Here is a 24,318-nt window from a genome sequence, read left to right as displayed (position 1 = left end):
CAATGTTCGATGTCTACAAGCTGACCGAAGAGCACGAAGAGATCCGCGCCGCGGTGCGCTCGATCGTCGAAGACAAAATCGTCCCCGCCGCAGCCGAAGTCGACGCTGAGGCGCGCTACCCGCAGGAAGCACACGATGCTCTCGTGGCCACCGACTTCTTCGCCCCGCACGTGGCCGAGGAATACGGCGGTGTGGGTGCAGACGCCCTGGCAACCTGCATCGTGATCGAAGAGGTGGCCCGCGGCTGCATGTCGTCGTCCCTCATCCCCGCCGTCAACAAGCTCGGCTCCATGCCGGTCATCCTCGGCGGCGGCGAAGAGATCAAGCAGAAGTACCTGTCGCAGCTGGCGCAGGGCCGCGGATTCTCCTACGGCCTGTCCGAACGCGAAGCAGGCTCCGATACCGCCAGCATGAAGACCCGCGCTAAGCGCGACGGCGACGACTGGGTGCTCAACGGCGTCAAGACCTGGATCACCAATGCAGGTGTTTCTGACTTCTACACCGTTATGGCCGTCACCGACCCGGATGGTCCCCGCGGCCGCAACATCACCGCATTCGTGGTGGAAAAAGACGACGAGGGCTTCACCTTCGGCGAAAAGGAGCGCAAGCTCGGCATCAAGGGCAGCCCCACCCGCGAACTGTTCTTCGAAGACTGCCGCATCCCCGGCGACCGCATCATCGGCAATGAAGGCGAAGGTCTCAAGATCGCCCTGCGCACCCTCGACCACACCCGTGTGACGATTGCCGCGCAGGCCGTCGGTGTTGCCCAGGGTGCGCTCGACTACGCGATCGACTACGTCAAGGACCGCAAGCAGTTCGGCAAGTCCGTGTCCGACTTCCAGGCTGTGCAGTTCATGGTCGCGGACATGGGCATGAAGCTTGAAGCCGCCCGCCAGCTGACCTACGCGGCAGCCGCGAAGTCGGAGCGCGATGACGACGACCTCGGCTTCTTCGGCGCAGCCGCCAAGGCCTTCGCTTCCGATGTCGCCATGGAGATCACCACCGATGCGGTGCAGCTGCTCGGCGGTGCCGGCTACGTTGTCGACCACCCGGTTGAGCGCATGATGCGCGATGCGAAGATCACCCAGATCTACGAAGGCACCAACCAGATCCAGCGTCTGGTCATGGGACGTAAGCTGCTCGGCTGAAAGACGACACCCGCATGAGCCAGCGCAGGCAGCTGCAGTACGCAGACCCCATCCGCAACCCCAAGCGAAGCCCGCAGTATGTCCGGGATCGCCGCGGGTGGTGGCTGCTGCTGTGCTCTGCGCTCATGCCGGGTTCCGTGCAGAGTGTGCTCGGCGCCCCGCGGAAGTTCACCCGGACGGCGCTGGGCATCACACTCGGCACCTGGGTGCTGGTGCTGGCGGCCGTCATCATTACGCTTATCAAACGCAGCTTCCTGTTGACCGTCGGCACCGATCCCTTTCTGTTGATCGTCGTTCTGCTCGTGGTGCTTGCCGCCGGCATCAACTGGGTTGTGTGTCTGCTGGACACCATGCGGCGCGTGAAGGTCGTCAGCCTCAGCAAGAAGACCCGGCCGAAGTTCTTGGCTGTAGGTCTGGCTGCCGCCCTCATCGTGGGCCTGGGCACCGCGTGGGGCGGCGTGACGGTCAACGCGCAGCGTTCGCTCATGTCTCAGCTGTTCGCTTCCGGCAAGCTCAAGAAGCCGGTCGAGGGCCGGTACAACGTGGCTCTGCTCGGCTCTGACGCGGGCAAGGGCCGCGAGGGCATCCGCCCCGACAGCCTCACGGTTGTGTCGATGGACGCCAAAACCGGAAAATCGGTTGTCATCGGCATTCCCCGCAACACCCAGAACGTGCCGTTCCCCAAGTCTTCGCCCATGCACAAGCACTTCCCGCAGGGCTACAACTGCGGCAATGACTGCCTCATCAACGCCGTCTATCAGGAAGCGGAAAAACACGCCGACGAATACGAGGGCGATGTTCCCGCTGGAGTGCAGGGCACGGTTGAAGCCCTCGAAGGCGTGACTGGCCTCGACATCCAGTTCTACGCGATGATCGACCTCAAGGGCTTCGAACAGCTCATTGACGCCATGGGCGGCATTCGGCTGAATTCGGAAGTGCGCGTGCCCATCTCGAGGCCCATCAACCCGGCCACCGGCAAGCACTATCCGCCGAAGGAATGGATTGAACCGGGGCAGAACATCAAAATGGATGGTCGCACAGCCCTGTGGTACGGCCGTTCCCGCGAATTCTCCTCTGACTACGAGCGCATGGTCCGCCAGCGCTGCGTGCAGGAAGCCATGCTGCGGCAGATGGATCCGGCGACCCTTATGACGCGCTTTACGAAACTCGCCGCGGCCGCACCGGATGTCATTTCAACCGACGTTCCGCAGCGGCAGGCCGACGACTTCATCAACCTGGGCATGAAGGCGAAATCGCAGAAGATGCTCTCGGTTGAGCTCACCCCGCCGCAGGTCACACCTTCCCATCCGGACTTCACAGTGACCAAGAAGCTGGTCCAAGAGGGAATCGAGAAGTCCAAGCAAGAGGACAAGCAGGCATCAGCGGGGCTGTTCGCGCCCGCACCGGCGCACGCGGCTGAAAAGAAGCCCAAGGCGAGCTCCATCTGCTCGGTTCCCAAGTGATTTCGGTGAATGTAACCTCCTCTTCACCTTGATGTCGCCTTCTGCGGCCATAGCGTTCACAGTGGACTCCTACGGTAGCCGGACGCTAAGGTTGCAAGGAGACGATGTTGAAGCTACAAGGCTCGCCGGCCAACTACGCCTGGGGTTCGACCACCGCCATTCCCGCCCTTCTCGAACAGGCTCCCACTGGCGAACCCATTGCCGAAATGTGGTTCGGAGCGCACGAAGCCAGGCCCTCAAAGGTCGTCTGGTCCGCCCCCGCATCGGAACAGGCCTACGGAATTGCAGTTCTTCCGCGCACCCTGTCTGACGTTGTTGCCGAAAGCCCCGCCGCTGTTCTTGGCGAAGAAACGGTTGAAACCTTCGGCCCGCGTCTGCCCTTCCTCGTGAAACTTCTCGCAGCGGACAAGGCGCTGTCGATTCAGGTGCACCCGGACCTCGAACAGGCCCGTGAAGGCTTTGCCCGCGAAAACGCCGCCGGCATTCCCATCGATGCACCGCACCGCAACTACCGCGACGCGTGGCACAAGCCCGAACTCATCTACGCCCTGTCGCCGTTTGATGCACTCACGGGTTTCCGCGAGCCTCACGCGATTGCGGCCACCGTTGACCGTCTGCTGGCTGCCGAGGTGCCGGGCACCCACGCGGCACTGCTCACGTGGCGTGAGGTCCTGGCGGGGGACAACCCGCTGCAGGACTCCATGAACCTCCTGCTGGATACTCCCAACTTCGGTGCGGTTGCCGACCGTCTGGCCGCCGCCGATATCCCTGAGGCTGCACCAGACTGCGATTCGCGCATCGGATGCGATATCGATCCGATCCACATCCTGCGGATGACCAACGGTGACTTCCCGAACGACGCGGGCGCTCTCGTTGCGCTCATGCTCAACATGGTCCGCATGCTCCCGGGCCAGGCTCTTGCCATGAAGGCCGGCATTCCGCACGCCTACCTGCGCGGTCTGGGCGTTGAAATCATGGCCTCGTCTGACAACGTCGTTCGCGGTGGCCTGACCAGCAAGCACATCGATATTCCCGAACTGCAGCGCCTGGTGCGCTTCGAAGTGCAGAAGCCCCACATCCAGCACCCTGATGACAGCGGCCTGCTCGACACCGGATGCCGCGACTTCGGAATGCAGGTCATCAGCTGTGCTGACAACCTCCAGCTCGGCAAGGACGCTCCCACGATCGCCCTGTGCACCTCGGGTGAGTTCCAGGTGAGCACCGACCACGGCACCCAGCAGCTGAACCCGGGTGACGCCTACTTCATCGGCGCTGACGAAGCCCCTCCCACGTTCAACGGCCAGGGAGCCCTGTTCGTCGGCGGCCTCGGTCGCTGACACACCGGCTGGCTGCTTCAGCCAGCAGGCGCAGACAAGTGAGAGGGGCGGTCAGATGACCGCCCCTCTCACTTGTCTCGCAAACACCCACCAGCAGCAAAACACCCGTCAGCAGCAAGGCTGACGGGTGTTTCTGTGGTTGACGGGTATCCCGGCAGGATCAGACGTCGGCAACCTGCATTTCGGGAACATCGCCGTCGACGATCAGCTTCGCCTGCGTCTTGTCGACGATCTCCTCGACGGTGACACCGGGTGCGCGCTCAACGAGCGTGAAGCCCTCCGGGGTGACGTCGATGACGGCGAGGTCGGTGATGATGCGCTGCACAACGCCCTTGCCGGTCAGCGGAAGTTCGCACTTCTCAAGAAGCTTGGGCGAACCGTCGCGAGCCACGTGGTCCATGATGACGAAAACGGATTTCGCGCCGTGCACCAAGTCCATGGCTCCGCCCATGCCCTTGACCATTTTTCCGGGGATCATCCAGTTGGCGATGTCGCCCTTCTCATCGACCTGCATAGCACCGAGAATGGCCGCATCGATCTTGCCGCCGCGAATCATGCCGAAGCTCTGCGCAGAGTCGAAATACGCTGCACCCGGGCGCATGGTGACGGTTTCCTTGCCGGCGTTGATGAGGTCCGGATCGACCGTTTCGCGGGTGGGGTAGGGGCCCACGCCCAGGAGGCCGTTTTCGGACTGGAGCACCAGCTGGACGTCGTCGGAAACATAGTTCGGGACGAGGGTTGGCATGCCGATGCCGAGGTTGACGTAGCTGCCGTCTTCGAGTTCCTGCGCGGCGCGGGCAGCCATCTGGTTGCGTGAAAGTGCCATGTCAGTCCTCCTGCACCGTGAGCTTTTCGATGGGCTTGTCAGCAGCTTCTTCTGGGCTGAGCTTCACGACCCGGTGCACGTACACACCCGGCAGGTGAACATCCGCCGGGGCGATTTCACCCGGTTCGACGAGCTCTTCGACTTCTGCGATTGTGATGCGCCCGGCCTGCGCGGCCGGCGGATTGAAGTTCTGTGCTGACTTGTTGAACACGAGATTGCCGTGGCGGTCGCCCTTGGCCGCGCGGACCAGTGCGAAATCGCACGGCAGGGATTCTTCGAGTACGTAGGTCTGCTCTTCGCCGAAGGTGTCGAACTGCCGTTCTTCCTTGGCGGGGGAAGACTCGACCACGTTGCCATCGGCGTCATAGCGCCACGGCATGCCGCCTTCGGCCACCTGGGTGCCGGCGCCCGTAATGGTGTAGAACGCCGGAATCCCAGCACCGGCAGCGCGCAGCTTTTCTGCCAGAGTGCCCTGCGGGGTCAGTTCCACGGTGAGCTCGCCGGACAGGTACTGGCGGGCGAACTCTTTGTTTTCGCCGACGTACGAGGCGATCATGCGGCTGATCTGCTTGCTTTCGAGCAGAAGGCCAAGGCCTCGGCCATCAGTTCCCGCGTTGTTGGAAACGCAGGTGAGATTCTTTGCACCCTGATCACGCAGAGCGCGGATGAGGTATTCGGGAACTCCGACGACTCCAAAGCCGCCTACGGCAATGCGGGCGCCGTCAAAAATGTCTGCAACCGCTTCAGCGGGTGATGAAACTTCTTTGTCCATGGTGCGAATTTATCACGCGACCCCATTGGCTTTGCAGGGCTTTCAGCCCAAGGTGAGAATCCCGCCCAGAAGAGCCCGCAGGGCGTTGGTGAGCTCCGCCTCGTCAGTGGGGAAGGCGGGCAGAACAGCGTCCGGTCCCGGCTCTTCGGGAATCGGGACACTCAGCGTCCTGCCCTTCACGTCCAGCCGCAGCTGCTGCGTGTAGGCGAGAGGAAGCACGTCCGGCAGGGAGCGGACCTCGGTGATGAAGTCGAGGAAGTCCCCAGGGACGTCGGTGGTCAGTGCCAGCGGTTCGGTCGCGTAGACGAAGACCTCATCGGCGTCGACAGCCGCGCTCGCCTGCTCCATGCCGGCGGGAACAAGAGCCATGTGAGCGCCATCGGGGGCTGGCGAATCGGCCTCGAGGACCGAAACCGGCAGACCGAGGCCCGCCGCGGCGAGCATGCCGACGGCCGCCCGCCAGTGCAGGTGGCCGTCGGTGATGACGGCTAGTCCCGAGGCCCCATAGTCCTCCCACAGAGCGGTGGACTTGTAGATCCAGTTGGCGAACACAGCGCCCGTGAGCTCAAGGTCTCCGGAAGGCCCGGACCAGCGCACGGCCGGTTCGGAACGGGCGGCAAGCTGGGCGATGAACGATGCGAACACGGTTCTCCTCGGTTGGTCTGGATGGCGGGTCAGGGCACGATGATCCGCACGTCGGCGCCGCTGCCGTCGGTGCGCACGTGAGCGTCGGCGCGCAGGCCCTCAATCCACAGCGCCGAACTGAAGCGTTCGACAAGAGCACCCAAGCCGATGGCCGCGCGAGGGTCTTCCACTGTGGTCTGCGTTGCCGGTTCGATGAGCACGCGAGCGCCGGAGCCCATGGGCACAAAGCGCCAGCCGTCTTCGCCGGGCACGCGGGCGGGACCTGAGCGCACTGTCGCTATTGCGCGGCTGACGTGGGCAAGGATGTCGTCGTGGCGGGTGCCGGAGATCGGCCGGAGGCCCTCCGGGTGGGCACCGAGCGCACTCTGGCACGCTTCTGCCCAGCCCAGGCGGAACCACGGGGCCAGCCCGCCTGTTTCGTCCAAGGTTTCCGCGGGATGTTCGGTTGGCGCGTCCGGTACGACAGGGCTGCTGCTGTGGGCGCGGATGATCGCAAGCGTCGAGTCTTCTGCAGTGAGCGCCGCAGTCGCGGCTGCGTGGTCAGCTGTTCTCTGGTCGACAACCCCGTACGAGGCGAGGCTTCCCGCTCGCTGTCCCCGCCGGAAGGGGTGGGGGAGGTCCTGGAAGATGACGACTCCGATATCGGCCGAGAAATAGGAGCGCAGCCATGCGCCGGCCCCAGCTGCCCACCGGTGCGGGTGGCGCACCGGGGCGATGACTGTTTGCCCTTTTGCGCGGTGCCCACCGTTGAATTCGACGGTGCCGTTGGAGGTGAAGGTCAGGCGCACGGGGGTGCCGTTGAACGTCCGCGAGGCTATGAGCGCGCGGGTGGCTTCGGCAACGCTTGTTTCGAGGTCAGGGCTGTCGGCCGGCAGCAGGCGTCCTTGGCAGGCTGACACGAAGTCTGCGCGCACGGCGATGATGTCGTCATCCCGGATTTCCACTCGGGCCCTGTCGATGTCGGCGGCGATCAGAGCTGCCGTGCGGTCAGTGTCGAGGGGGTTCTGCGGGAAGCCCGCGGCGATTCCAAACGCCGTGGCCAGCGATGTTCGCGCCATCATCCCCACACCGTGGTCGGCCCGTCGTCCGGGCGTGCCGAGGCGGCCTCTGCGAGGAGTTCAGCAAGCCGCTCATCGGCTCTTTCGCCGCCGAGCCCGGTGCGGGTTTCCGCATCCAGTCGGTCGGCGCCGACCGTAAGAACTTGGGCGCGGGTGCCGGTGAGAGCATCCATCATGCCCGGCAGGCGGAGTGCTGGTTCGGCCGTGAACTCGGGACGTTCGTCGACGGCGAAGATGACGACGTCGGCTTCGCGGATTGCTTTGAGTACGCCAGGCGCGGCTTTGGCACTGTCGAATACAGGGCGGGCAATGCGCGTGGCGTCCGTGCGGCCCTCTGCGATGTAGCGACGTGCCGGCCACGCTTCCTCAGACTGAGTTCCCGGGACGACCACCATCGTTTCGACAGCGGTGTCGGTCAGCGGCAGCAGAGTGAAATCCGGTGCGTAGCGCTTGCTCATGGCCTGTGTGACCGCGGCCAGCCCGTAGCCCAGCCCCATAAGCCGGCTGCGCAGGACCGCCGCGGCCAGCTGGAGGTCGTTCATGCGGAACCACTCGGCGTCTACCCGAAAAGCGGCCAGTTCGGCTGCTGCGCCACCGGGAACCGGCGATGCCGGCGGGATGAGGCAGGCATCGATGTCGGGGCAGAAGCGCAGCCCGTGGACGGTGACGTCGGTGAGCGTGGAGGCAATCACCGTCAAGTCCGTATCGGCATGCTGCAGCCCCGCCTGGCGGACGTCGGCGAGCACGTGGGTGAGTCCGTCGGTGACGGGCAGAACGGTGATCTTCATGGGCTCATCATGTCATCCGATGTTCGTGTGCGCCGAATCGGTGCACAGTGTTCTTTCTGTCAAGAGACGCCGGCCCGATCTGTTCAGCACGAGGCTGTCCGGCGGGAGGGGAAAGGGTGCAGCGGATGGGAAAAATCATGAGAAATCGGCCCGAGTCCCACAGGTTGTGGTGTGCGGGGTAGTCGGTGGCCACATGTTGTGTTCATGTGGCCAGTGGGGTGGGAACGCGTGTTCTATTGTCGGGTTCTGGGAGGGCTGAATAGCATGACCCCACTTGACTAAAGGGGAATGACACACGTGTAATTTAACTACGACGCGTCCCGCAAGGACTGTCGTAGAAAGGGGAAGCACGTGTCAGAAGCGCGCAAATACAAGAGTTCTCCGCAGCGTCCGGCACCCAGTGTCACCGAGCGTGCAGCTCAGGACTGGTTCGTCGACCCTGCGCACTCCTCCCCGTCTTTCGTCCCGGATCCGCTCTCTGTCGATCCTACCGAGCTCAAGCCGATTTCCGGCGGACCCGATGCCGGCATTTCCAGCATCAATCCGCTGGCTCTCCTCCTGGGAGAAGGCGACGGCGGTCTCGATTGGCAGGACCAGGCGCTGTGCGCCCAGACGGACCCCGAGGCTTTCTTCCCCGAAAAGGGCGGCTCCACCCGCGAAGCTAAGAGGGTGTGTGCTTCCTGCGAGGTTCGCGCCGAATGTCTCGAATACGCGCTGTCCAACGACGAGCGTTTCGGAATTTGGGGCGGACTGTCAGAACGCGAACGACGTCGTGTGAAGAAGCAGGTCGTGTGAACTCCACGGACTGAAAAAGGGGCGAGGCGCCAGCCGTCGCCCCTTTTCCGTTTCCGGGCCGCTGCCTCGGGTGGGCATCAGCCGAACATGAGGTCCAGCAGCTCCGTCAGCTCCGCATCGAGGATCTGGCCCCTCTCCTGGGCAGTGCGCGCCAAAGCGCGCAGCGGCAGGTAGTTGACCTCGATGATGCCGGGGCTTGTATCCGTGCGCTCATAGGCGAGAGCCGCAAGGCCCATCGACGTGGTCAGCCCCTGCTGGCCAGCCGGCGGCACCCAGCACAGCCGCAGTTCGTAGTCTTCTGGATTGGCACCTCGGGCAGTGAGCAGCTCAGCCAGCAGCTCCGACCCGGCCCTGTGCAGCTGGTCCCAGCGGGTCACTGCGCCCGGAGCGTGCGGCGGCAGAGCCGAACCGCGAAAATCACGATGCCTGGACACGGGGCCTCCCTTCCGCGCCAGCGTATCCGCTCAAACGCGCAGCGGCCTGTACTACACTGCCTGTGTGTTTCGCACCTGTTCCAAAATCGGCTGCTCTGAACCGGCCAATCGCACGCTCACCTATGTGCATTCCGAAGCGTGCATTGTCATCGGTCCTCTTTCCCAACAGCCTGAACCCGGCGCCCACGACCTGTGCGAAACCCACTCCGATCGGATCACCCCGCCACAGGAATGGCAGATCATCCGCTTGGAAACCGACGGCCCGCCCATCGAGCGAACCCGCGATGATCTGCTGGCGATTGCAGATGCCGTCCGCGAAGCCGAACCCGAAGCGCCCGAAGGCCGCAAACACGGACATCTGACCATCATCGAGGACACATGACTCGCTTTGCGCGTGAACGCCGGGCCGTCGGCGCCTATGACGTACGCGGGCTCGTCGGCGAAGAGCTTACTGACGAGTTCATCTTCGCCTTCGGCTGGGCTGTTGCCCGCGCCGCACAAGCCGAGTGGGGCAGCGAGGAGATCCTCATCGCCCACGACATGCGGGAAACCTCGCCGCGCTATGCGCGCCTGCTGGCGGCAGGCAGCCGGCAGGCGGGACTGCAGCCGAAGAACATCGGCATGGCCTCGACCGATCAGCTGTACTTCGCTTCCGGCGAATACGGTCTGCCCGGTCTCATGGTGACCGCCAGCCACAACCCGCCCGAATACAACGGAATCAAAGTGTGCGGACCCGGAGCATCCGGTGTGTCCCGGAAAGACCTTCTGGGCACAGCACTCGAACTGCTGGACTCCGCCCCCGAATGTTCCTACGACCCCGGCTCCGCCGACTCTGCGGCAGCCGCTGATACGCCGCTTGGCGTCGATGAAGCGCTGGCGCAGCGCACGGCCCGCGGCTTCGCCGAGCGCATCCGCAGCCTCACCGGCTTAAACCGGGTCCAGGGGCTGACGATTGTCGTCGACGCCGGAAGCGGCATGGCCGGGTTGACGGTTCCGCAGGTGTTCGGAAGTGCGGCGGGGCTGGAGGCGCTGAACATCACGGTGCGCGGCATGTACATGGAGCCCGACGGCACTTTCCCGTACCACCCGGCCAACCCGCTGGATCCCGCCAACCTCGTCGACCTGCAGAAAGCTGTCATCGCAGCGCGTGCCGAAACAGCCGAACCTGTCATCGGCCTGGCCTTCGACGGCGATGCCGACCGCTGCTTCTTTGTGGATGAAAACGGCGACACCGTGTCAGCATCCGCGATCGGTGCGATGACCGCCGTCAACGAAATCCGCCGCGTCCGCGCGGAAGAACAGCCCGTTGTGCTGCACAACCTGCTCACATCGCGTTCTTCAGTGCAGTGGGTGGAAAAGGCCGGCGGAACGCCCGTGCGCACTGCGGTGGGGCATTCCGGCATCAAACAGGCCATGCGCACCAACAACGCTGTCTTTGCGTTCGAGCACTCAGCTCACTACTACTTCCGCGATTTCTTCGGGGCAGACTCCGGTCTGCTCGCAGCAGGACACGTACTCGCCGCCGTGCACGCTTCGGGCAAACAGCTGAGCGAACTGGCAGCTGACTACGCGCCCGGGCCCATGAGCGGTGAAATCAATTCACGCGTCGAAGATCAGCAGGCGGTGCTGGAGGCCGTGGCTGAGGCCGGCCAGCGCGGTGACTTCGGCCCCGTGACAATTGATCGCCTGGACGGAATCACGCTCGACGGTGATGGCTTCTGGATCAATGTGCGCACATCCAATACGGAGCCGCTTGTCAGACTCAACGTGGAAGCCGGCAACCAGGAGCGGGTTGACGAACTCGTCGAAGCGGCACTGGCCATCATCCGCGCATAGGCCCGCTCGGTAAGCCCACTCAGCCTGCGCAGAAGGCCGCCTGCCGCGCTCACTGCAGGCGCATGGCTCACTGCAGGCGCATGCCGTGGGGCAGCCTGTCCATGCGGCTGGCAAAGACGTCTTTGGCCTTCTGCGCGTTCTGCGCTCGCCGGTAGCCGTCCCAGCGCTGGAACTCCACGATCGTGGCAATGAACTCTTCGGGCAGTGTGCCCATTGGGGGCGCCGGGGCAGCGTAGTTGTTGAGCTCATCGGCGATTTCCACTGCTCGCGCCCACCGGGATTCCTTCGTGTGCATGTGAGCCGTTGCGAGGAACTGTGCCGCGCGGTGCTGCAGGGGTGCGGGGATCGGGGAAATGTCAGCGCTGCGCGCCCAGGCTGCCAATTCGGGTTTGACGGGGTTGGTGCGCGTCACCGGCAGCTTTGCCCGTTCGCTGATGGCGATGGTGCCCGCCAGGTGATCGCCCAGCCGCTTCGTGTCAGCGGAGAACAAACCCACGAGAGCCGCGACACCGCCTCCGGAGCCCAGAATCTCAAAAGGCCACAGGAGGGCGCGGATAAGGCTGTGGCGAAAAGCCAGGGCACCCCCGTCGTCGCGGACGATCCGCAGTCCCACAATGAGCTTGCCGACAGAACGGCCGCGCGTCAGAAATTCGACGATGCAGGGCACGCCCACAAGAATGAAGATCGACGCGACTGTGACGATCGTGATTGCAAGCAATTCGCCGTTGTAGGTGTCGACATTGCTCAGAAGGTATGCCAGCCCGATGAAGTAGGCGATGGACACGACCGTGTAGATCGCGAAGTCAATAGCGCATGATGCCGCCCGCGCCATGAGGGATGCGGGGCGGATGCTGAGGCTGATGGCCTCACCGGTGACGAGTTTGCTCACCCGTACATCCTCGCATATTCGCCGCCGGGTCAAGATGCTTTAATCTGGTCTTTATGGATCCCATTCTGCTGGCCGCTTTGAATTCGCCGGACTGGAAAGAGCTGCAGCGCCTTTCGAAGAAGTCGCGCCTGTCCGGGGCCGAAGTGGCAGAGTTCAACCGCCTGTACCGCAGGGCGAACAAAGACCTGTCGCATCTGCAGACGGTCGCCCCGGAATCAGACGCCGCGGTCTACTTGAGCCGGGTTGTTCTGCAGGCGAGGGTCCACTTCGGCTCTGTTCCCGGTTCTGCGAAGTCGACGGCCACGCGCTTCTTCGGGCAGTCGCTGCCGGCGGCACTGTATTCGCTGCGCTGGTATTTTGTCGGCGTCTTTGTGCTGTTCACGGGTGTTGCCGTGGGCACCCACATCTGGGCGGCCACGACCCCCGGTCTGCTTGACTACATGCTGCCGCCGGAAGCACAGCGGGAGATCGCCGAACGCGGCTTTGTCGCCTACTACCGTGAAAACCCCAGTTCGGTCTTCGCCCTGGGCGTGTGGGTCAACAACGCTTGGATTGCCGTGCAGTGGGTGGTGCTCGGCATCACCGGGATCTACGTCATCAACGGCATCATCATGAACGCGGCGAACACGGGGATCATGGCCGCTGTTATGTATGAGGCCGGCTACGCGGAGGACTTCTGGAAGTTCATCCTGCCCCACGGTGTCCCGGAGATCACGTGCATCCTCATTGCCGCTGCCGCGGGTCTGAAGATCTTCACGTCCTGGATCATTCCGCGCAATATGACGCGACGTCAGGCTGTGGCCAAAGAGGGCCGTTCGCTCATCACGGTTGCCATGGGACTCGTGATCTTCCTGTTCCTGTCCGGCCTCATCGAAGGCTTCATCACGCCGTCCTACATGCCTTTCGGAATCAAGATGATCTTCGGTGCTGCACTCACCATAGGCATCGTCGCCTACACGATTGCACTGGGCCGTCCCGCCTACCTTGCGGGTCTCGACGGTGACCTCGACGAGGAGCGCGCAGGCTACCGCACCGTCACCGTCCAGTAAGCCCGACCACAGAGAAAGCCGTGGTCAGCAGACCACGGGGCAGGCACCTCGTACGTCAATTCACGAGGTGCCGCTCATCAGAGCTTCCCCTGCGCCTTGAGCCGGATGTAGAGGTCCGCAAGCGCCGGCGGGAGCTTCTCTTCGGGTTCGGTGAGTGAATAGACGCCGCTTGCCGACATTGCGCGACTGAGCGCACGCTGATTGAGCATTTCCCGCTGTGCAGCACCGGCCCGGTACACCTGAGCGGGTGAATAGACCTCGTCGGCCATGTCCTGCAGCTGCGGATCGGAAACCGAGGCGAAGGCAATCTGGTGGCCGCGCTTGAGCAGCGGCAGCGACGGCAGAACGTCCTCCTGGATGGTGATGGCATCCAGGGGAGTGAGGAACACGACGAGCGCCTGCGTGGAGCAGCGCTTGAGCACCTCAGAGGCCATGACCTGCCAGTCGGATTCGTACAGGCTGGGGAAGATGTCCGCGATCTCCTCATCAAAGCGGGGGATCGCCTTTTCCCGGGCCAGGGGGCCGAACGCGGTGCGGATCCTAGCGTCGGCCACGATCACATCAACACGGTCGCCGGCAGAGCCAGCCAACGCCGTCAGCAGCATGGCAGCTTCAACGAACGTGTCGAACTGCGTGCCCTCGGCAGAACGCTTGGCTGCGAGCCGGCCGGAGTCGATGACGATCACGACGCGACGGTCGCGTTCGGGCCGCCACGTCTTGACCATGACCTCCTGGGCACGAGCCGTGGCACGCCAGTCAATTGAGCGCACATCATCACCCGGCACGTATTCGCGCAGCGAATCGAACTCGGTTCCCATACCGCGCACCATGAGTGCCGTGCGGCCCTCCAGTTCCCGCAGGCGGTGCAGACGCGAAGGCAGGTGGCGCCTCGACAGGAACGGGGGAGTGATCGCAACCTGGGCCGGAACATCAAATGACACCTGACGGCCGGCAATCCCCAAGACCGAAAAGCTGCGCAGCGTGACCTTGTCCGCTGACAGCCAGCCGCGGCGCGTGGGAGTGAGCGTCTGTCGGCGCACGTGCGATTCGCCCGCGGCAAGACGACAGCGGTCCCGGTTGTTCTCAGCACCGGCACTGGGCGACCACGCATCACGCAGGTGCAGCCTGTACGTGCGCTTGGTGGGATTGTGCAGGGTGAGGTCGGCCCACGTTTCCTGGCCCAGACGAACCTTGCCGCCGGGAGTGCGCGCCGCCTCAATCCTGCGCGGGGACGGCGTGATGAGCAGGTCGACGACAATGCCGACCAGCAGCACCGTGATCCCGATGAGCGCGGCCGCGGTCGTCTGCAGGGCAACAACGCCTACGCCGATGATCCCGGCGAAGACCATGGTGCGCCACGTGAGAACCATCAGCGCGGAACCGCAACCGTCGACACGATCGATTCGAGAACATCGTCGACGTCGAGACCGTCCATGTGCGCTTCAGGGTTGAGGCGCACACGGTGGCGGAAGGAAATCGGCACGAGGAACTTGATGTCATCCGGGGTGATGAACGCCCGCCCGTACAGCCACGCGTGAGCCCGCGCGGCAGACAGAAGGCGAGTGGCGCCTCGGGGAGACACACCCAGTTCCAGTGACGGGGCCTGGCGTGTGGCCTGCACGAGGTCGACGATGTACCCGAGCACTTCCGGGGCGCAGTAGACATCTGCCACGCGCTCGCGGGCAGCGAGGATCCCCTCGGCATCGATCTGCGGGGTCACCCCGGCATCGGCCAGTTTGTCTGCGGCAAAACCGCCGGCGTGGCGCTGCAAGATGTCAAGCTCAGCATCGCGCTGCGGCAGGTTCATCTGGACCTTGAACAGGAAGCGGTCCAGCTGGGCTTCCGGCAGCGGGTAGGTGCCGTCGTACTCGATGGGGTTCTGGGTTGCGGCAACGAGGAACGGCTGGGGCAGGGAGTACGTGTTGCCGTCGACCGAGACCTGCTTCTCTTCCATCGCCTCGAGCAGGGCCGACTGGGTTTTCGGCGGGGTGCGGTTGATTTCGTCGGCGATGAGGATGTTGGTGAACACCGGGCCGGGACGGAACTCGAAGTCGCCGGTCTTGGCGTCGTAGATGGTCGAACCGGTCACATCGCTGGGCATGAGGTCCGGGGTGAACTGGATGCGCGCGTGATCGAGCTCAACAGCGTGCGACAGAGCACGCACCAGCAGCGTTTTGGCGACACCGGGAACACCTTCCAGCAGCACGTGGCCACCCGTGAGCAGCGCAATGAGCAGAGCGTGCGTGGCGTGGCCCTGACCGACAACCGCGTTGGCCGTCGCGGTGCTGACGGCACCGAAGCGGGCACGCAGTTCGTGGTCGACGTCTGTGAGCTGGTGATCCTGGGCCAGGCGGTCAACAAGCGACGATGCGGGCTGTGCGCCGGGCGGCTGAGCGCTCGCCTGGGGGTTCGCCGGGGCAGGAGCCGCTGCCGAGGCGGAACCTGCGGGGGTGGGCACCGAACCGGACGGCTGTGCGCCGGCCTGGTTCTCAGGCATGTCCGGGACGGGAGCGCTGGGGTCGTGCTGGTTTGTCATAGTCGCCTTTCGAGTTCGCTGATGGCCTGAGCCAGGCTGACAAGTTCTGCGTCTGATGTCGGTTCTGCGTGCAGCAGAAGGTGTTCGATGCGCTGTGGGCTTTCGCCCAGTTTGGCCGCGACGGCGCGGCAGACGTCTTCTGCTGGGGCTGACGCGGGCACGCTGAGCTTGCGGGCCAGCGTGATGGTAGCGGCCTGCTGAATGGGCCGCAGCGCTTCCGGTCTTGCTCCGGCTCGCTGTAGAAGACCCGCGTGGCCGGTCACGGTTTCCTTGGCCGGCACAGTCACCGGCAGGTGCTCGGCGGCCAGTGGGCCGAAGCGGCGTCCGCGCCACAGCAGAGCCACCAGGGTGAGCACGCCGATCCACAGGACTGCGAAGTACACCCACTGGGGAACGAAATCCTGGGTCTCCTGGATATCGGAGTCGATGAAGTCATTGGGATTCGGCCAGAACAGGACGACGGAATCTGCATCCGCGACAAGGCCCATGACCAGTGAAGCGTTGCCGTGCAGGGCGATCTGATCGTTGGCAATCCAACTGCTGTTGCCCATCACCGTCATAGTGCCCTTGCCGACCGGAGCCTGGACGAGGCCGGAGGCCTGCTTGCCCATGTCGGGGCGGTAATAGCACTTCACCGAGTCTTTTTGGGTCGAGTAGTAGTGATTGAAGGGCGCGCTGACCGGGCCTGCCTTCTTGGCTGCGGGGTAGTCACAGGCGGGTTCGCGAGATTCTGCAAAGTCGTCGGGGGCGGCGAATTCCTCTGTCGGGTGAATTGTGTTTCCCCAGCCGCCCATGTCGTACGGGGCTGAAAGGATCACGTGGCCGCCTTTTTGGGCTGCGGCGGTCATCTTCTGCCTGCTGTCGACGGATATGTCGTCCGGGTTGATGACAACGACCGTTGTGTCAGGTTTGGCGGCGGCTTCTACAGCCGTGTCGAAGTTGTCGGTCTTTTTAAGCTTGGCGCCGTGGTCTTCAAGAAGTTTGGCGTAGGCGTGAGTGCCATCTGCGGCGAAGCTGTCGTAATGCCCGGAACGTCTTTCGTCTCGTTCCGCGGAGGTCAACGTGATGGCCGCACTGGCCATGAGGAGAACAGCCACCAGCACGAGCCACAGACCGGCTGATCGGCCGAGAGACTTCAGGCTGCGTCCGGGGCCAGCCGAGCGTGTGCCGCGGACCGCGACGTCGAGTGCGGCGCTCATGCGCTCACCTGCTCAGAACCGCGGGAGTCTGCAGATTCAGCCGAGTCAGCTGTTTCCTGAGCGGGCGTGCGCAGCGCTTGAGCCGCGGAGTCGAGCTGCTCGGCGAAGCGGTAGTCGGCTTCGTCTGCGGAGTGGCTGCCGAAGACGATCCGGTCGAAGAGCGAGGCAGCCTGATTCAGCTTGTCGCTCATAGCCGGCACTGCCGCGGAAGCCGCTGCTGCAAGCTCAGCTGCGGTCGAGGCAGCCTCGACGTCGATGATCCGCTTCTTGTTCAGCTCTGCGAAAACTGCGCGGATCTGGTTGGCAGTGGCATCTGCCCAATCGCCGTTCTCTGCCGCTTCGTGCGCGAGTTTGCGGAACACACGGGGTTCGACACCGCTGAATTCGGCGTCCATCTGGAAAAGCTGCTTCGAAAAATCGTCGTCGGTGCCGCGGCGAACCCGCCAGATCACAAAGCCGATAACGGCCGCTGTGAACAGGACGACGCCGATGATGAACCACGGGGACTGGGCGCTGTCGACCCCGTCCGCGAGCTTCTGGAAGAACAGGTCGAGCATGCGCCTGATCTTGCCGAAGAACGAAATATCGACCTCGCTGTAGCGCGGATCAGACAGTTCGCGTTCGGCCCATTCACGGCCCTGTTCCGGGGTGGGCTGCTGCAGTCCGCTCACACTTCCTCCGCTTCTGCTAGGAGGACGAGGTCATAGCCTTCCGAGCGCATGCGCAGGTTGAAGTAGACGGTTGCCAGAAGAGCCGCCCGGTAGGCGTAGAGGAGAACGCCGATAGCCAGCAACAGCCCCGTGAAGATGGTGCCGAGAACAGCCGCGACAATCGGCCCCTCGAACTCGCCACCGCCGAGCATCAGAATCGAGAGCACGCCGATGACGCCTCCCAAGTAGATGAAAGCCGGTGTGGCGATGACGCCGATGACCTGATTGGCCAGCCAGAACCCGAACACGGTCTGTCCAGCCACCTGAAAGAAGCCGCGACCTGTCATCTTCCAGGACCGGGCGATGGCGGTGAAGGTCCCCACTCGCTCCTGGGCGATGATGCATCCCGTCAGGCTCAGGCGAATGCCGAAGAACACCGTCAGCGCCCACCAGACGAGGACGAGCGCTGTGCCCAGGGTCAGGCCGATGACAGTTCCGCCCACAGCGCCGGCGAGAATCGCTGCGGCAAGGAAGACCGCGAGAACTATGAGGTGGGCCGTGCCCATAAGCAGTGCCGCACCGAACAGCTTTCGACGGGATCCTCGGAGGTGCTGCCAGGCCTGGCGCAGTGACATTGTGCGGCCGAAGAATGCTTCGCGGGCGCCGATGCTCGCCAGTCCGCTGAAGACGATGAGAGCAGCCAGGGTGAGGTATTCGACGACTCCCGCGCCGATCTGCACCACAAAGCTCAGACCGCTCAGAGCTTCTTCGGATGAATTGAGGAGCTTGGTGAAGAAGCTGTGCCCGAAGTACCACGTGATGGCTCCCGCAAGAGCAAAGAGGCCGGCGGTCAGCCCTGCACCGAGTCCTGCGCTGCCGTAGGTCAAGCCGGGGAAGCGGCGCATCAGGCGGAAGCCGCCGTCGAGCACCTCGAAGAAGCCCAAGGGGCGCTTGGGCAGAATCCCCGGGACAGGCGGGGGAGACCATTGGGGCCGGCGGCGAGCCTTGGCGGGAACCCGCTGGCCCGTCGACCAGTCGACGGTCAGACCCCAATCAGGGCTGTTCTGTGTGAACACTTCACTCCTGCGGGATGAGTATTTGACCAGCCCATCATTCCACAGCTTCCCGTGATCATGCTGCGCGAAAATCGGCGGGCCGAAGTGAAAACCTTTGGTGGGTAGGGAACAATAAAAACTATGAACGCACGGATTCTTGTGGTAGACGACGACACGGCGCTGGCCGAAATGATCGGCATTGTGCTGAAGTCAGAAGGATTTGACCCCGATTTCTGCGCCACCGGCGATGGCGCCCTCGGAGCATTCCGCGAATCCAAGCCCGACCTCGTGCTTCTTGACCTCATGCTTCCCGGCAAAGACGGCATGGAAGTCTGCCGTGAAATCCGCCGGGAATCCGATGTCCCGATCATCATGCTCACGGCCAAATCCGACACGGTCGACGTTGTCGCCGGTCTCGAAGCCGGGGCCGATGACTATGTTCCCAAGCCGTTCAAGCCCAAGGAGCTCGTCGCCCGGGTGCGCGCCCGACTGCGCATCACCGAACCCACAGCGCCGGAGCACCTGACTGTCGGGGACCTCACCATTGACGTGTCCGGTCACAACGTGACCCGCGGCGGAGAGCCGATTTCGCTTACGCCCCTGGAATTCGACCTGCTGACTGCACTGGCCCGCAAGCCGTGGCAGGTGTTTTCGCGCGAACAGCTGCTGGAAGAAGTGTGGGGCTACCAACACTCGGCTGATACGCGCCTGGTCAATGTGCACGTGCAGCGTCTGCGCTCGAAGATCGAGCGCGACCCTGAGAATCCTGAAATCGTCGTCACCGTCCGCGGCGTGGGCTATCGGGCCGGTCACGCTGCGTGAGACTCTGGAAGACCGTCCGGCGGCTGGCGCTGCGGGCGTACCTGTTCACGGTTCGGCTGTTCCGCCGTTCGCTGCAGGTGCGCGTCGTTGCGCTGACGCTCATTCTGTCGATGGCGGCGGTCCTTCTGGTCGGTTCATACGTATCGCGGGAAATCGCCCGCGGCCTGTATGAGGCCAAACTGCAGTCGATCACCTCGCAGACTGCCGGCTACGCATCAGAGCTCGAAGCCACCGCAACGTCGGAGGGCATCGCACAGCTGAGCGAAACCGTGAACACACAGCTGCGCGGCATGATGGCCCGGTCGTCGACCCCGCTGCGCAGCATCGCCCTGGAACCGCGGGATCGCGGACGCTCGGTCGCCCCGATCATCGCCCTGCCGTACGGCCAGGAGCCGGTTCGGCCCTCAGAGCTCGACGAGGAATTTCTCAGCCGGGCACAGGAAACCCCGGCTGGCACCCAGACGTACCAGTCGATCACCCTGCCGGGCGCGCAGCACTCTCCCGGAATCGTGGTCGCACAGACAGTCTCGCTGCCCGGCAGCGGCAAATTCGACCTGTTCGTTGTTGCCGACCTGCAGGAAGAGCAGAACACGCTGAGCTTCATCCAACGTGCGCTCACAGTTGCCGGCATCGTCATGGTCGTCCTCGTCGTGGCTGTGGCCTGGCTTGTGACAGGGCTTGTGGTGTCACCCATCCGCTCAACGGCGCGGGCTGCGCTTCGCTTGGCCGACGGCGACCTCGATGAACGCGTCACCGTCACCAGCCACGACGAACTCGGCGCATTGGGCCGCAGCTTCAACGACATGGCGGACACTCTGCAGGACCAGATTGTGCGGATGAAAGAGCTCACCGTGCAGCAGCGCCAGTTCGTGTCGGATGTTTCTCACGAACTGCGCACACCGCTGGCCACGATCGGTGCGGCCACCGAAATGCTGTATGCCGAAAAGGACGAGCTCGACGAAACGGGGCAGCGCTCCCTAGAGCTGCTGAAGTCCCAAGTGGAGCGCTTTGAGCTGCTCCTGTCGGACCTGCTTGAGGTTTCGCGGCATGACGCTGGTTTCGTCAAGCTGGAAACCACTGAACAGGACATCACAGAAATCGTGTCCAATGTGGTCGACGGGCTGACCTTCGTGGCTGAGCAGTCCGGCAGTCAGATCGTCATGCACACCCCGTCTACCCCCGTAACCGCGGAAGTCGAGCAGATCCGCATCGGCAGGATCCTGCGCAACCTCATCGTCAACGCGATCGAACACGGCGACAAGAAGAACATCGACGTGTATGTTGCGGCGACCGCAGAGTCGTGCGCGGTCAGCATCCGCGATCACGGTGTCGGGTTGACCGCAGATCAGGTCGAGCACGTGTTCGACCGATTCTGGCGCGGTGATCCATCGCGGCGTCGTACGCTCGGCGGCACCGGCCTGGGCCTGGCGATCGCACTGGAAGACGCCCACCTGCACGGCGGGTGGCTGCAGGCGTGGGGCAGTCCGGGCGACGGAGCGTGCTTCCGGCTGACGCTTCCGCGGAAACAGGGAGCCGAGCTGACATCCTCACCGCTGCCGCTGCCGCCGGCAGACGCCCCGAGCAGCGGACCTGCGCTCATCGCCGGGCCCGCAACCTCGGACGGCGCGGTGCGCGTGCAGACCGGCTCGATACCGATTGTCGTTGAAACCGCATCACCGTCTGATGCGGCGGATGAGGACGGAGGACAGCCATGACCAGCAGGCTCCGGAAACTCGCGGCGGCTGTGACGGCCTGCCTTCTGACGTTCAGTGCGGCCGGCTGCGCCACGATTCCCCACAGCGGGCAGATCGGAACGGTCGCCGTGGAGGACTCCGACAACGATGTTCAGTCCCGCACCGACCCGGACGGCCCGGCACCCGGTGCCAGCCCCGCCTCGATCGTGCGCGGCTTCCTGGCGGCCGGTTCGAGCCCTGCCAGCAGCTTTGCAGTGGCCCGCTCTTTCTTGACTGACGATTTCGCCGGCGAATGGAGCCCGCTCAAAAGCGTCTCGATCGTCGAATCGGGTCTGTCGCTGGAGAGCCTCACAGCTTCTGTGACAACCGATTCGCGCAGTGTGTCGTTTACGGTTCCCGTGCAGGCATCCCTCGATTCCGCACACGTCTACCGCGACAGCCCCTCGGGTACAGAGACGAAGCTGAAGTTCAGCCTTCGCCAGGTCAACGGCGAATGGCGGATCTCGGATGCTCCCGACGGCATCGTGCTGTCAGAAGCGAACTTCAATCGGCTCTTCCAGGCATATCCGCTGTACTTCTTCACGCAGGACTATTCATATCTTGTTCCCGACGTGCGGTGGTTTGTCCGCAGCAACAGCACGCTGACGGAAGTGGCCCGCCAGCTGCTTCGGGGACCCGCGGACAATCTGCGCGGAGCTGTCATCTCGGCCGTTCCGGAAGGCACGACGCTCGAACCGTCCGTCGTCACAGTCGAAGGCGGCACAGTCGACGTGGGCCTGTCCCAGGAAGCCGGTGACCTCGACAAAGGGACAAGCAAGCGCCTGTACTCCCAGATATCCCAAACCCTGCGGGCCAACACCTCGATCTCTGATGTGCGCGTGCAGACACCCCAGTCGAACATCACCTCGGGCTCCGACGTGTCAGCTGACCTGCCGGTCGATGCGCCCGCCGTTGTGGTTTCGGAAGGGAAGATCGCGGAAGTTCGGGGCAACTCCTTCGAACCGGTTCCCAATTCGCCGAAAGTGTCGGACAAGGTCCTTCCGGCCCAGTCCTATGACGGGAACACCTACTACTACACGAATGAAAACCGCAAGCAGGTCGAGCGCTTCAGCGCAGAAAAAGACGTCGAAACCCTCATCACCGGAAAGGACTTTGTGGGTGTGAGCGTTGACCGTTTCGAATGGGTGTACACGGCCGAAGCCAAGTCGGCGGAGATCCGCGTCGTGGGCAAAAACGGCGAACTCGTGAAGATGGCGGTGCCGTTCGCCAAAGACCGCACCATCAAGCGAATCGCGGTCTCCCGCGAAGGCAGCCGGCTGGCCGTCCTGACTTCCGCTGCGGACGGCACCCGCATCGACGTGGTGGGAATCGTCCGCTCCCGAGGCGGAAAGCCCAACCATCTGACCGCGGGGGCGCCGCTGTCGGTCGGCCAGAAATTCGATCAGGTTGCGGACTTCAGCTGGGCCGGCGGATCTTACCTGGCCGTGCTGTCCGCGGATGATGCTTCGGCTGGTGCTTACCGCGTGTGGGTCGGCGGACCGTCCGTGGGACTGGGGTCAATTTCCGGCGGCCAGACGATCTCGGCTGCCGGCGACCTCGGCAGCATGCGGGTTGGGGCTGAGAGCGGTGATGTCTACACCTACACGTCCGGGACGTGGCAGCGAATCGTCGGCGCAAAGGCCTGGAACCCCACGTACCCGGGCTGACCGTGAAGCTGCTGTCTGACATCGCCGATCTGCTCCTGCCGCGCGTGTGTGCAGGGTGCGGGATCGAAACCGTGTCGCTGTGCGGCGACTGCATCGAAGCTCTCGATGGACCCGTTGTGCGCAGCCAACCGCGCTTCGGCCACCTGCCGGTCAGCGGGGCGGGCGTGTACGACGGTGTGCTGCGGAATGTGCTCGTGGCCTATAAGGAAAACGGCAGACGTGACATCGTGGCCGTTTTGGGTCTTCTCCTGGCCCGTGCCGTCGTCGATTCCCTTCAGAACAGCCAGGTTGACGGCAAGCCGGTGATCCTCGTTCCGGTGCCCTCGTCATCGTCTGCTGTGCGCAGGCGAGGAGGCAACCACGTTGCCGCATTCGCTGAGTCAGCAGCCCAGATGCTGCGCTCTGACGGGCTGCGGGCTGGGTGCGCCGATGTTCTCACCGTCAGCCGCCACCGCGACCAGGTGGGCTTTGGCAGTGCGGCCCGGAAGGCAAATGTCGAAGGCACACACGCCATCGCCCGCGAACACACTCACCTGGTACGACAGTGGGGCAGGCGGGCGAAGGTCGTCGTCGTCGACGACATTTCCACCACGGGGGCAACGGGTGCGGAATCGACGCGCGCACTCATGAATGCCGGGTGCACACCGGATGGACTGGCGGTTATCGGAATCGCGCGGGGGAGTTCTCGTCAGCCTGAGCTCGATGCGGTTTAATGAAGGTGACCATCGTTGTTGATGGTTTCCCGACGTCAAAGGAGAGCACAATGGACATCGTCGTCAAGGGACGCGGCCTCGCCATCTCGGACAGCTTCCGCACCCACATTGAGGACAAGATCTCCAAGGCCGAAAAGCTCAGCCCTGATGCCCAGGCCGTTGAAGTCAACATCACCCACGAAGACAGCGTGCGTCGTCCAGACGAGGCCTTCCGCGTGGAAATCACCGTGTTCAGCAAGGGAGCGGTTCTGCGCGCCGAAGCGCACGCTTCAGACAAGTACGCGGCACTTGACCTCGCTTGGGCGAAGCTCCTTGAGCGTCTGCGCCGGGCACGTGATCGCCGCAAGATCTCCCGCAAGGGCGGCCACCGTCGCCAGTCGACCGGTGAAGCATTCGCCGAAATGCCCGTTGTCGACGCCCCGGCAGCCCCCGCAGCCGCCGAAGACGGCGAACCGGCAGTCGAAGAAGACAGCGACGCCGAGGAAGCAGACCCCACCAACGGCCGCATTCAGGCTGAAGGCGATTCTCCGGTTCTGCTGCGCGAAAAGACCTTCCCGGCCGAGCCGATCGGCATCGAAGAAGCTCTCAACCGCATGGAGATGGTCGGCCACGACTTCTACCTCTTCATTGACGAAGAAACCTCGCAGCCGTCGGTCGTCTACCGCAGGCGCGGCTGGAGCTACGGTGTGATCGCACTGGACGACTCCAAGAACAGCTGACCTGTCAGCCCTGCTGAAACAGCGCGGCGGATGCTTCACGGCATCCGCCGCGTTCTGTTTTCTGGAGTCGGAGTGGGGCAGCACTGACAATCCGATGGGCGATGTCGCCTGCTGGCTCGTTCGGCCCGCAGGCTGTCCGCGCGACATGCGCGCAACTGCGCGTTAGACTTGTCGGGCGCATGTC

General features: G+C 63.8%; 24 protein-coding genes. 12 read left to right on the top strand and 12 right to left on the bottom strand.

Features of this window, described 5'->3' with window-relative positions; all coding sequences use genetic code 11:
- The first annotated feature begins 2 nt into the window (after window positions 1-2).
- From HMPREF3087_RS09920 to manA, 3 genes are all read left to right on the top strand, one after another.
- Complete coding sequence (locus HMPREF3087_RS09920) at window positions 3-1,148, top strand: acyl-CoA dehydrogenase family protein (protein ID WP_070428991.1); 1,146 nt, start codon at window positions 3-5, stop codon at window positions 1,146-1,148.
- Window positions 1,149-1,162: 14 nt separating this feature from the next.
- Window positions 1,163-2,611 (top strand): LCP family protein, encoded by a 1,449-nt coding sequence (locus HMPREF3087_RS09915; RefSeq protein WP_070428990.1) that lies wholly within the window; start codon window positions 1,163-1,165, stop codon window positions 2,609-2,611.
- Between the two features lie 104 nt (window positions 2,612-2,715).
- A complete protein-coding gene (gene manA / locus HMPREF3087_RS09910; protein WP_070428989.1) occupies window positions 2,716-3,948 on the top strand; it encodes a mannose-6-phosphate isomerase, class I in 1,233 nt (410 codons plus the stop codon).
- A gap of 160 nt (window positions 3,949-4,108) precedes the next feature.
- On the opposite strand, the gene HMPREF3087_RS09905 is transcribed toward manA, so the two are convergent.
- Genes HMPREF3087_RS09905 through HMPREF3087_RS09885 form a run of 5 tightly spaced genes read right to left on the bottom strand, consistent with a single transcriptional unit; the run spans window position 4,109 to window position 8,037 of the window.
- Window positions 4,109-4,774: a CoA transferase subunit B gene (locus HMPREF3087_RS09905; protein WP_062019719.1), complete on the bottom strand. Its 666-nt coding sequence runs from the start codon at window positions 4,772-4,774 to the stop codon at window positions 4,109-4,111.
- 1 nt (window position 4,775) lies between these two features.
- Window positions 4,776-5,546 carry a CoA transferase subunit A gene (locus tag HMPREF3087_RS09900; RefSeq protein ID WP_070428988.1) on the bottom strand — a complete coding sequence of 257 codons (771 nt, stop codon included), beginning with the start codon at window positions 5,544-5,546 and terminating at the stop codon, window positions 4,776-4,778.
- 42 nt (window positions 5,547-5,588) lie between these two features.
- The gene (locus HMPREF3087_RS09895; RefSeq protein WP_070428987.1) at window positions 5,589-6,191 is read right to left on the bottom strand and encodes a hypothetical protein; all 603 of its coding nucleotides are present in this window, start codon (window positions 6,189-6,191) and stop codon (window positions 5,589-5,591) included.
- Between the two features lie 29 nt (window positions 6,192-6,220).
- Complete coding sequence (locus HMPREF3087_RS09890) at window positions 6,221-7,252, bottom strand: coenzyme F420-0:L-glutamate ligase (protein WP_141738933.1); 1,032 nt, start codon at window positions 7,250-7,252, stop codon at window positions 6,221-6,223.
- Entirely contained in the window at window positions 7,249-8,037 is a 789-nt protein-coding gene (locus HMPREF3087_RS09885) for a 2-phospho-L-lactate transferase CofD family protein (RefSeq protein ID WP_070428985.1), read from the bottom strand. The genes HMPREF3087_RS09890 and HMPREF3087_RS09885 overlap by 4 nt, the downstream gene beginning before the upstream one ends.
- A 351-nt stretch (window positions 8,038-8,388) precedes the next feature.
- On the opposite strand from HMPREF3087_RS09885, the gene HMPREF3087_RS10775 reads away from it, so the two are divergent.
- The gene (locus HMPREF3087_RS10775) at window positions 8,389-8,832 is read left to right on the top strand and encodes a WhiB family transcriptional regulator (RefSeq protein ID WP_280512867.1); all 444 of its coding nucleotides are present in this window, start codon (window positions 8,389-8,391) and stop codon (window positions 8,830-8,832) included.
- 77 nt (window positions 8,833-8,909) lie between these two features.
- Here HMPREF3087_RS10775 and HMPREF3087_RS09875 read toward each other — a convergent pair whose 3' ends face one another.
- On the bottom strand, window positions 8,910-9,266 hold the full coding sequence (locus tag HMPREF3087_RS09875) for a hypothetical protein (RefSeq protein ID WP_070428984.1): 357 nt from the start codon (window positions 9,264-9,266) through the stop codon (window positions 8,910-8,912).
- Between the two features lie 64 nt (window positions 9,267-9,330).
- Here HMPREF3087_RS09875 and HMPREF3087_RS09870 point away from each other — a divergent pair, with 64 nt between their 5' ends.
- Both HMPREF3087_RS09870 and manB read left to right on the top strand, forming a co-directional pair.
- Entirely contained in the window at window positions 9,331-9,648 is a 318-nt protein-coding gene (locus tag HMPREF3087_RS09870) for a DUF3499 family protein (protein WP_019175635.1), read from the top strand.
- Entirely contained in the window at window positions 9,645-11,102 is a 1,458-nt protein-coding gene (gene manB / locus HMPREF3087_RS09865) for a phosphohexomutase domain-containing protein (protein ID WP_070428983.1), read from the top strand. The genes HMPREF3087_RS09870 and manB overlap by 4 nt, the downstream gene beginning before the upstream one ends.
- A gap of 67 nt (window positions 11,103-11,169) precedes the next feature.
- On the opposite strand, the gene HMPREF3087_RS09860 is transcribed toward manB, so the two are convergent.
- On the bottom strand, window positions 11,170-11,991 hold the full coding sequence (locus HMPREF3087_RS09860) for an RDD family protein (RefSeq protein ID WP_070428982.1): 822 nt from the start codon (window positions 11,989-11,991) through the stop codon (window positions 11,170-11,172).
- Between the two features lie 53 nt (window positions 11,992-12,044).
- On the opposite strand from HMPREF3087_RS09860, the gene HMPREF3087_RS09855 reads away from it, so the two are divergent.
- Window positions 12,045-13,040 (top strand): stage II sporulation protein M, encoded by a 996-nt coding sequence (locus tag HMPREF3087_RS09855; protein WP_061944008.1) that lies wholly within the window; start codon window positions 12,045-12,047, stop codon window positions 13,038-13,040.
- A 77-nt stretch (window positions 13,041-13,117) separates the two neighbouring features.
- Here the strand turns inward: HMPREF3087_RS09855 and HMPREF3087_RS09850 are convergent, their stop codons facing one another.
- The 5 genes from HMPREF3087_RS09850 to HMPREF3087_RS09830 are packed head-to-tail and all read right to left on the bottom strand — an operon-like array spanning window position 13,118 to window position 18,501.
- Window positions 13,118-14,410: a DUF58 domain-containing protein gene (locus HMPREF3087_RS09850; RefSeq protein WP_061944011.1), complete on the bottom strand. Its 1,293-nt coding sequence runs from the start codon at window positions 14,408-14,410 to the stop codon at window positions 13,118-13,120.
- The gene (locus HMPREF3087_RS09845; RefSeq protein ID WP_070428981.1) at window positions 14,410-15,576 is read right to left on the bottom strand and encodes an AAA family ATPase; all 1,167 of its coding nucleotides are present in this window, start codon (window positions 15,574-15,576) and stop codon (window positions 14,410-14,412) included. Before HMPREF3087_RS09845 ends, HMPREF3087_RS09850 begins: the two co-directional genes overlap by 1 nt.
- The gene (locus tag HMPREF3087_RS09840; RefSeq protein ID WP_070428980.1) at window positions 15,573-16,775 is read right to left on the bottom strand and encodes a DUF4350 domain-containing protein; all 1,203 of its coding nucleotides are present in this window, start codon (window positions 16,773-16,775) and stop codon (window positions 15,573-15,575) included. Before HMPREF3087_RS09840 ends, HMPREF3087_RS09845 begins: the two co-directional genes overlap by 4 nt.
- Complete coding sequence (locus tag HMPREF3087_RS09835) at window positions 16,772-17,446, bottom strand: DUF4129 domain-containing protein (RefSeq protein ID WP_070428979.1); 675 nt, start codon at window positions 17,444-17,446, stop codon at window positions 16,772-16,774. The genes HMPREF3087_RS09840 and HMPREF3087_RS09835 overlap by 4 nt, the downstream gene beginning before the upstream one ends.
- Entirely contained in the window at window positions 17,443-18,501 is a 1,059-nt protein-coding gene (locus HMPREF3087_RS09830) for a hypothetical protein (RefSeq protein ID WP_070428978.1), read from the bottom strand. Before HMPREF3087_RS09830 ends, HMPREF3087_RS09835 begins: the two co-directional genes overlap by 4 nt.
- Window positions 18,502-18,621: 120 nt before the next feature.
- Between HMPREF3087_RS09830 and mtrA the strand changes: the two genes are divergently transcribed.
- The 5 genes from mtrA to hpf are packed head-to-tail and all read left to right on the top strand — an operon-like array spanning window position 18,622 to window position 24,134.
- Window positions 18,622-19,302 carry an MtrAB system response regulator MtrA gene (gene mtrA / locus HMPREF3087_RS09825; RefSeq protein WP_070428977.1) on the top strand — a complete coding sequence of 227 codons (681 nt, stop codon included), beginning with the start codon at window positions 18,622-18,624 and terminating at the stop codon, window positions 19,300-19,302.
- Window positions 19,299-21,017: an MtrAB system histidine kinase MtrB gene (gene mtrB / locus HMPREF3087_RS09820; protein WP_070428976.1), complete on the top strand. Its 1,719-nt coding sequence runs from the start codon at window positions 19,299-19,301 to the stop codon at window positions 21,015-21,017. The genes mtrA and mtrB overlap by 4 nt, the downstream gene beginning before the upstream one ends.
- Window positions 21,014-22,702 carry an LpqB family beta-propeller domain-containing protein gene (locus tag HMPREF3087_RS09815; protein WP_070428975.1) on the top strand — a complete coding sequence of 563 codons (1,689 nt, stop codon included), beginning with the start codon at window positions 21,014-21,016 and terminating at the stop codon, window positions 22,700-22,702. The genes mtrB and HMPREF3087_RS09815 overlap by 4 nt, the downstream gene beginning before the upstream one ends.
- Window positions 22,651-23,415 carry a ComF family protein gene (locus tag HMPREF3087_RS09810; RefSeq protein WP_141738932.1) on the top strand — a complete coding sequence of 255 codons (765 nt, stop codon included), beginning with the start codon at window positions 22,651-22,653 and terminating at the stop codon, window positions 23,413-23,415. Before HMPREF3087_RS09815 ends, HMPREF3087_RS09810 begins: the two co-directional genes overlap by 52 nt.
- A gap of 50 nt (window positions 23,416-23,465) precedes the next feature.
- Window positions 23,466-24,134: a ribosome hibernation-promoting factor, HPF/YfiA family gene (gene hpf, locus HMPREF3087_RS09805; RefSeq protein ID WP_070429029.1), complete on the top strand. Its 669-nt coding sequence runs from the start codon at window positions 23,466-23,468 to the stop codon at window positions 24,132-24,134.
- The last annotated feature ends 184 nt before the right edge of the window (window positions 24,135-24,318 follow it).

It is taken from the genome of Brevibacterium sp. HMSC22B09 (genome assembly GCF_001806795.1).
Taxonomy (GTDB): Bacteria; Actinomycetota; Actinomycetes; order Actinomycetales; family Brevibacteriaceae; genus Brevibacterium; species Brevibacterium ravenspurgense.
The sequence above is the reverse complement of the archived record's forward strand: the minus strand, read 5'-3'. Positions and strand labels throughout refer to the sequence as shown.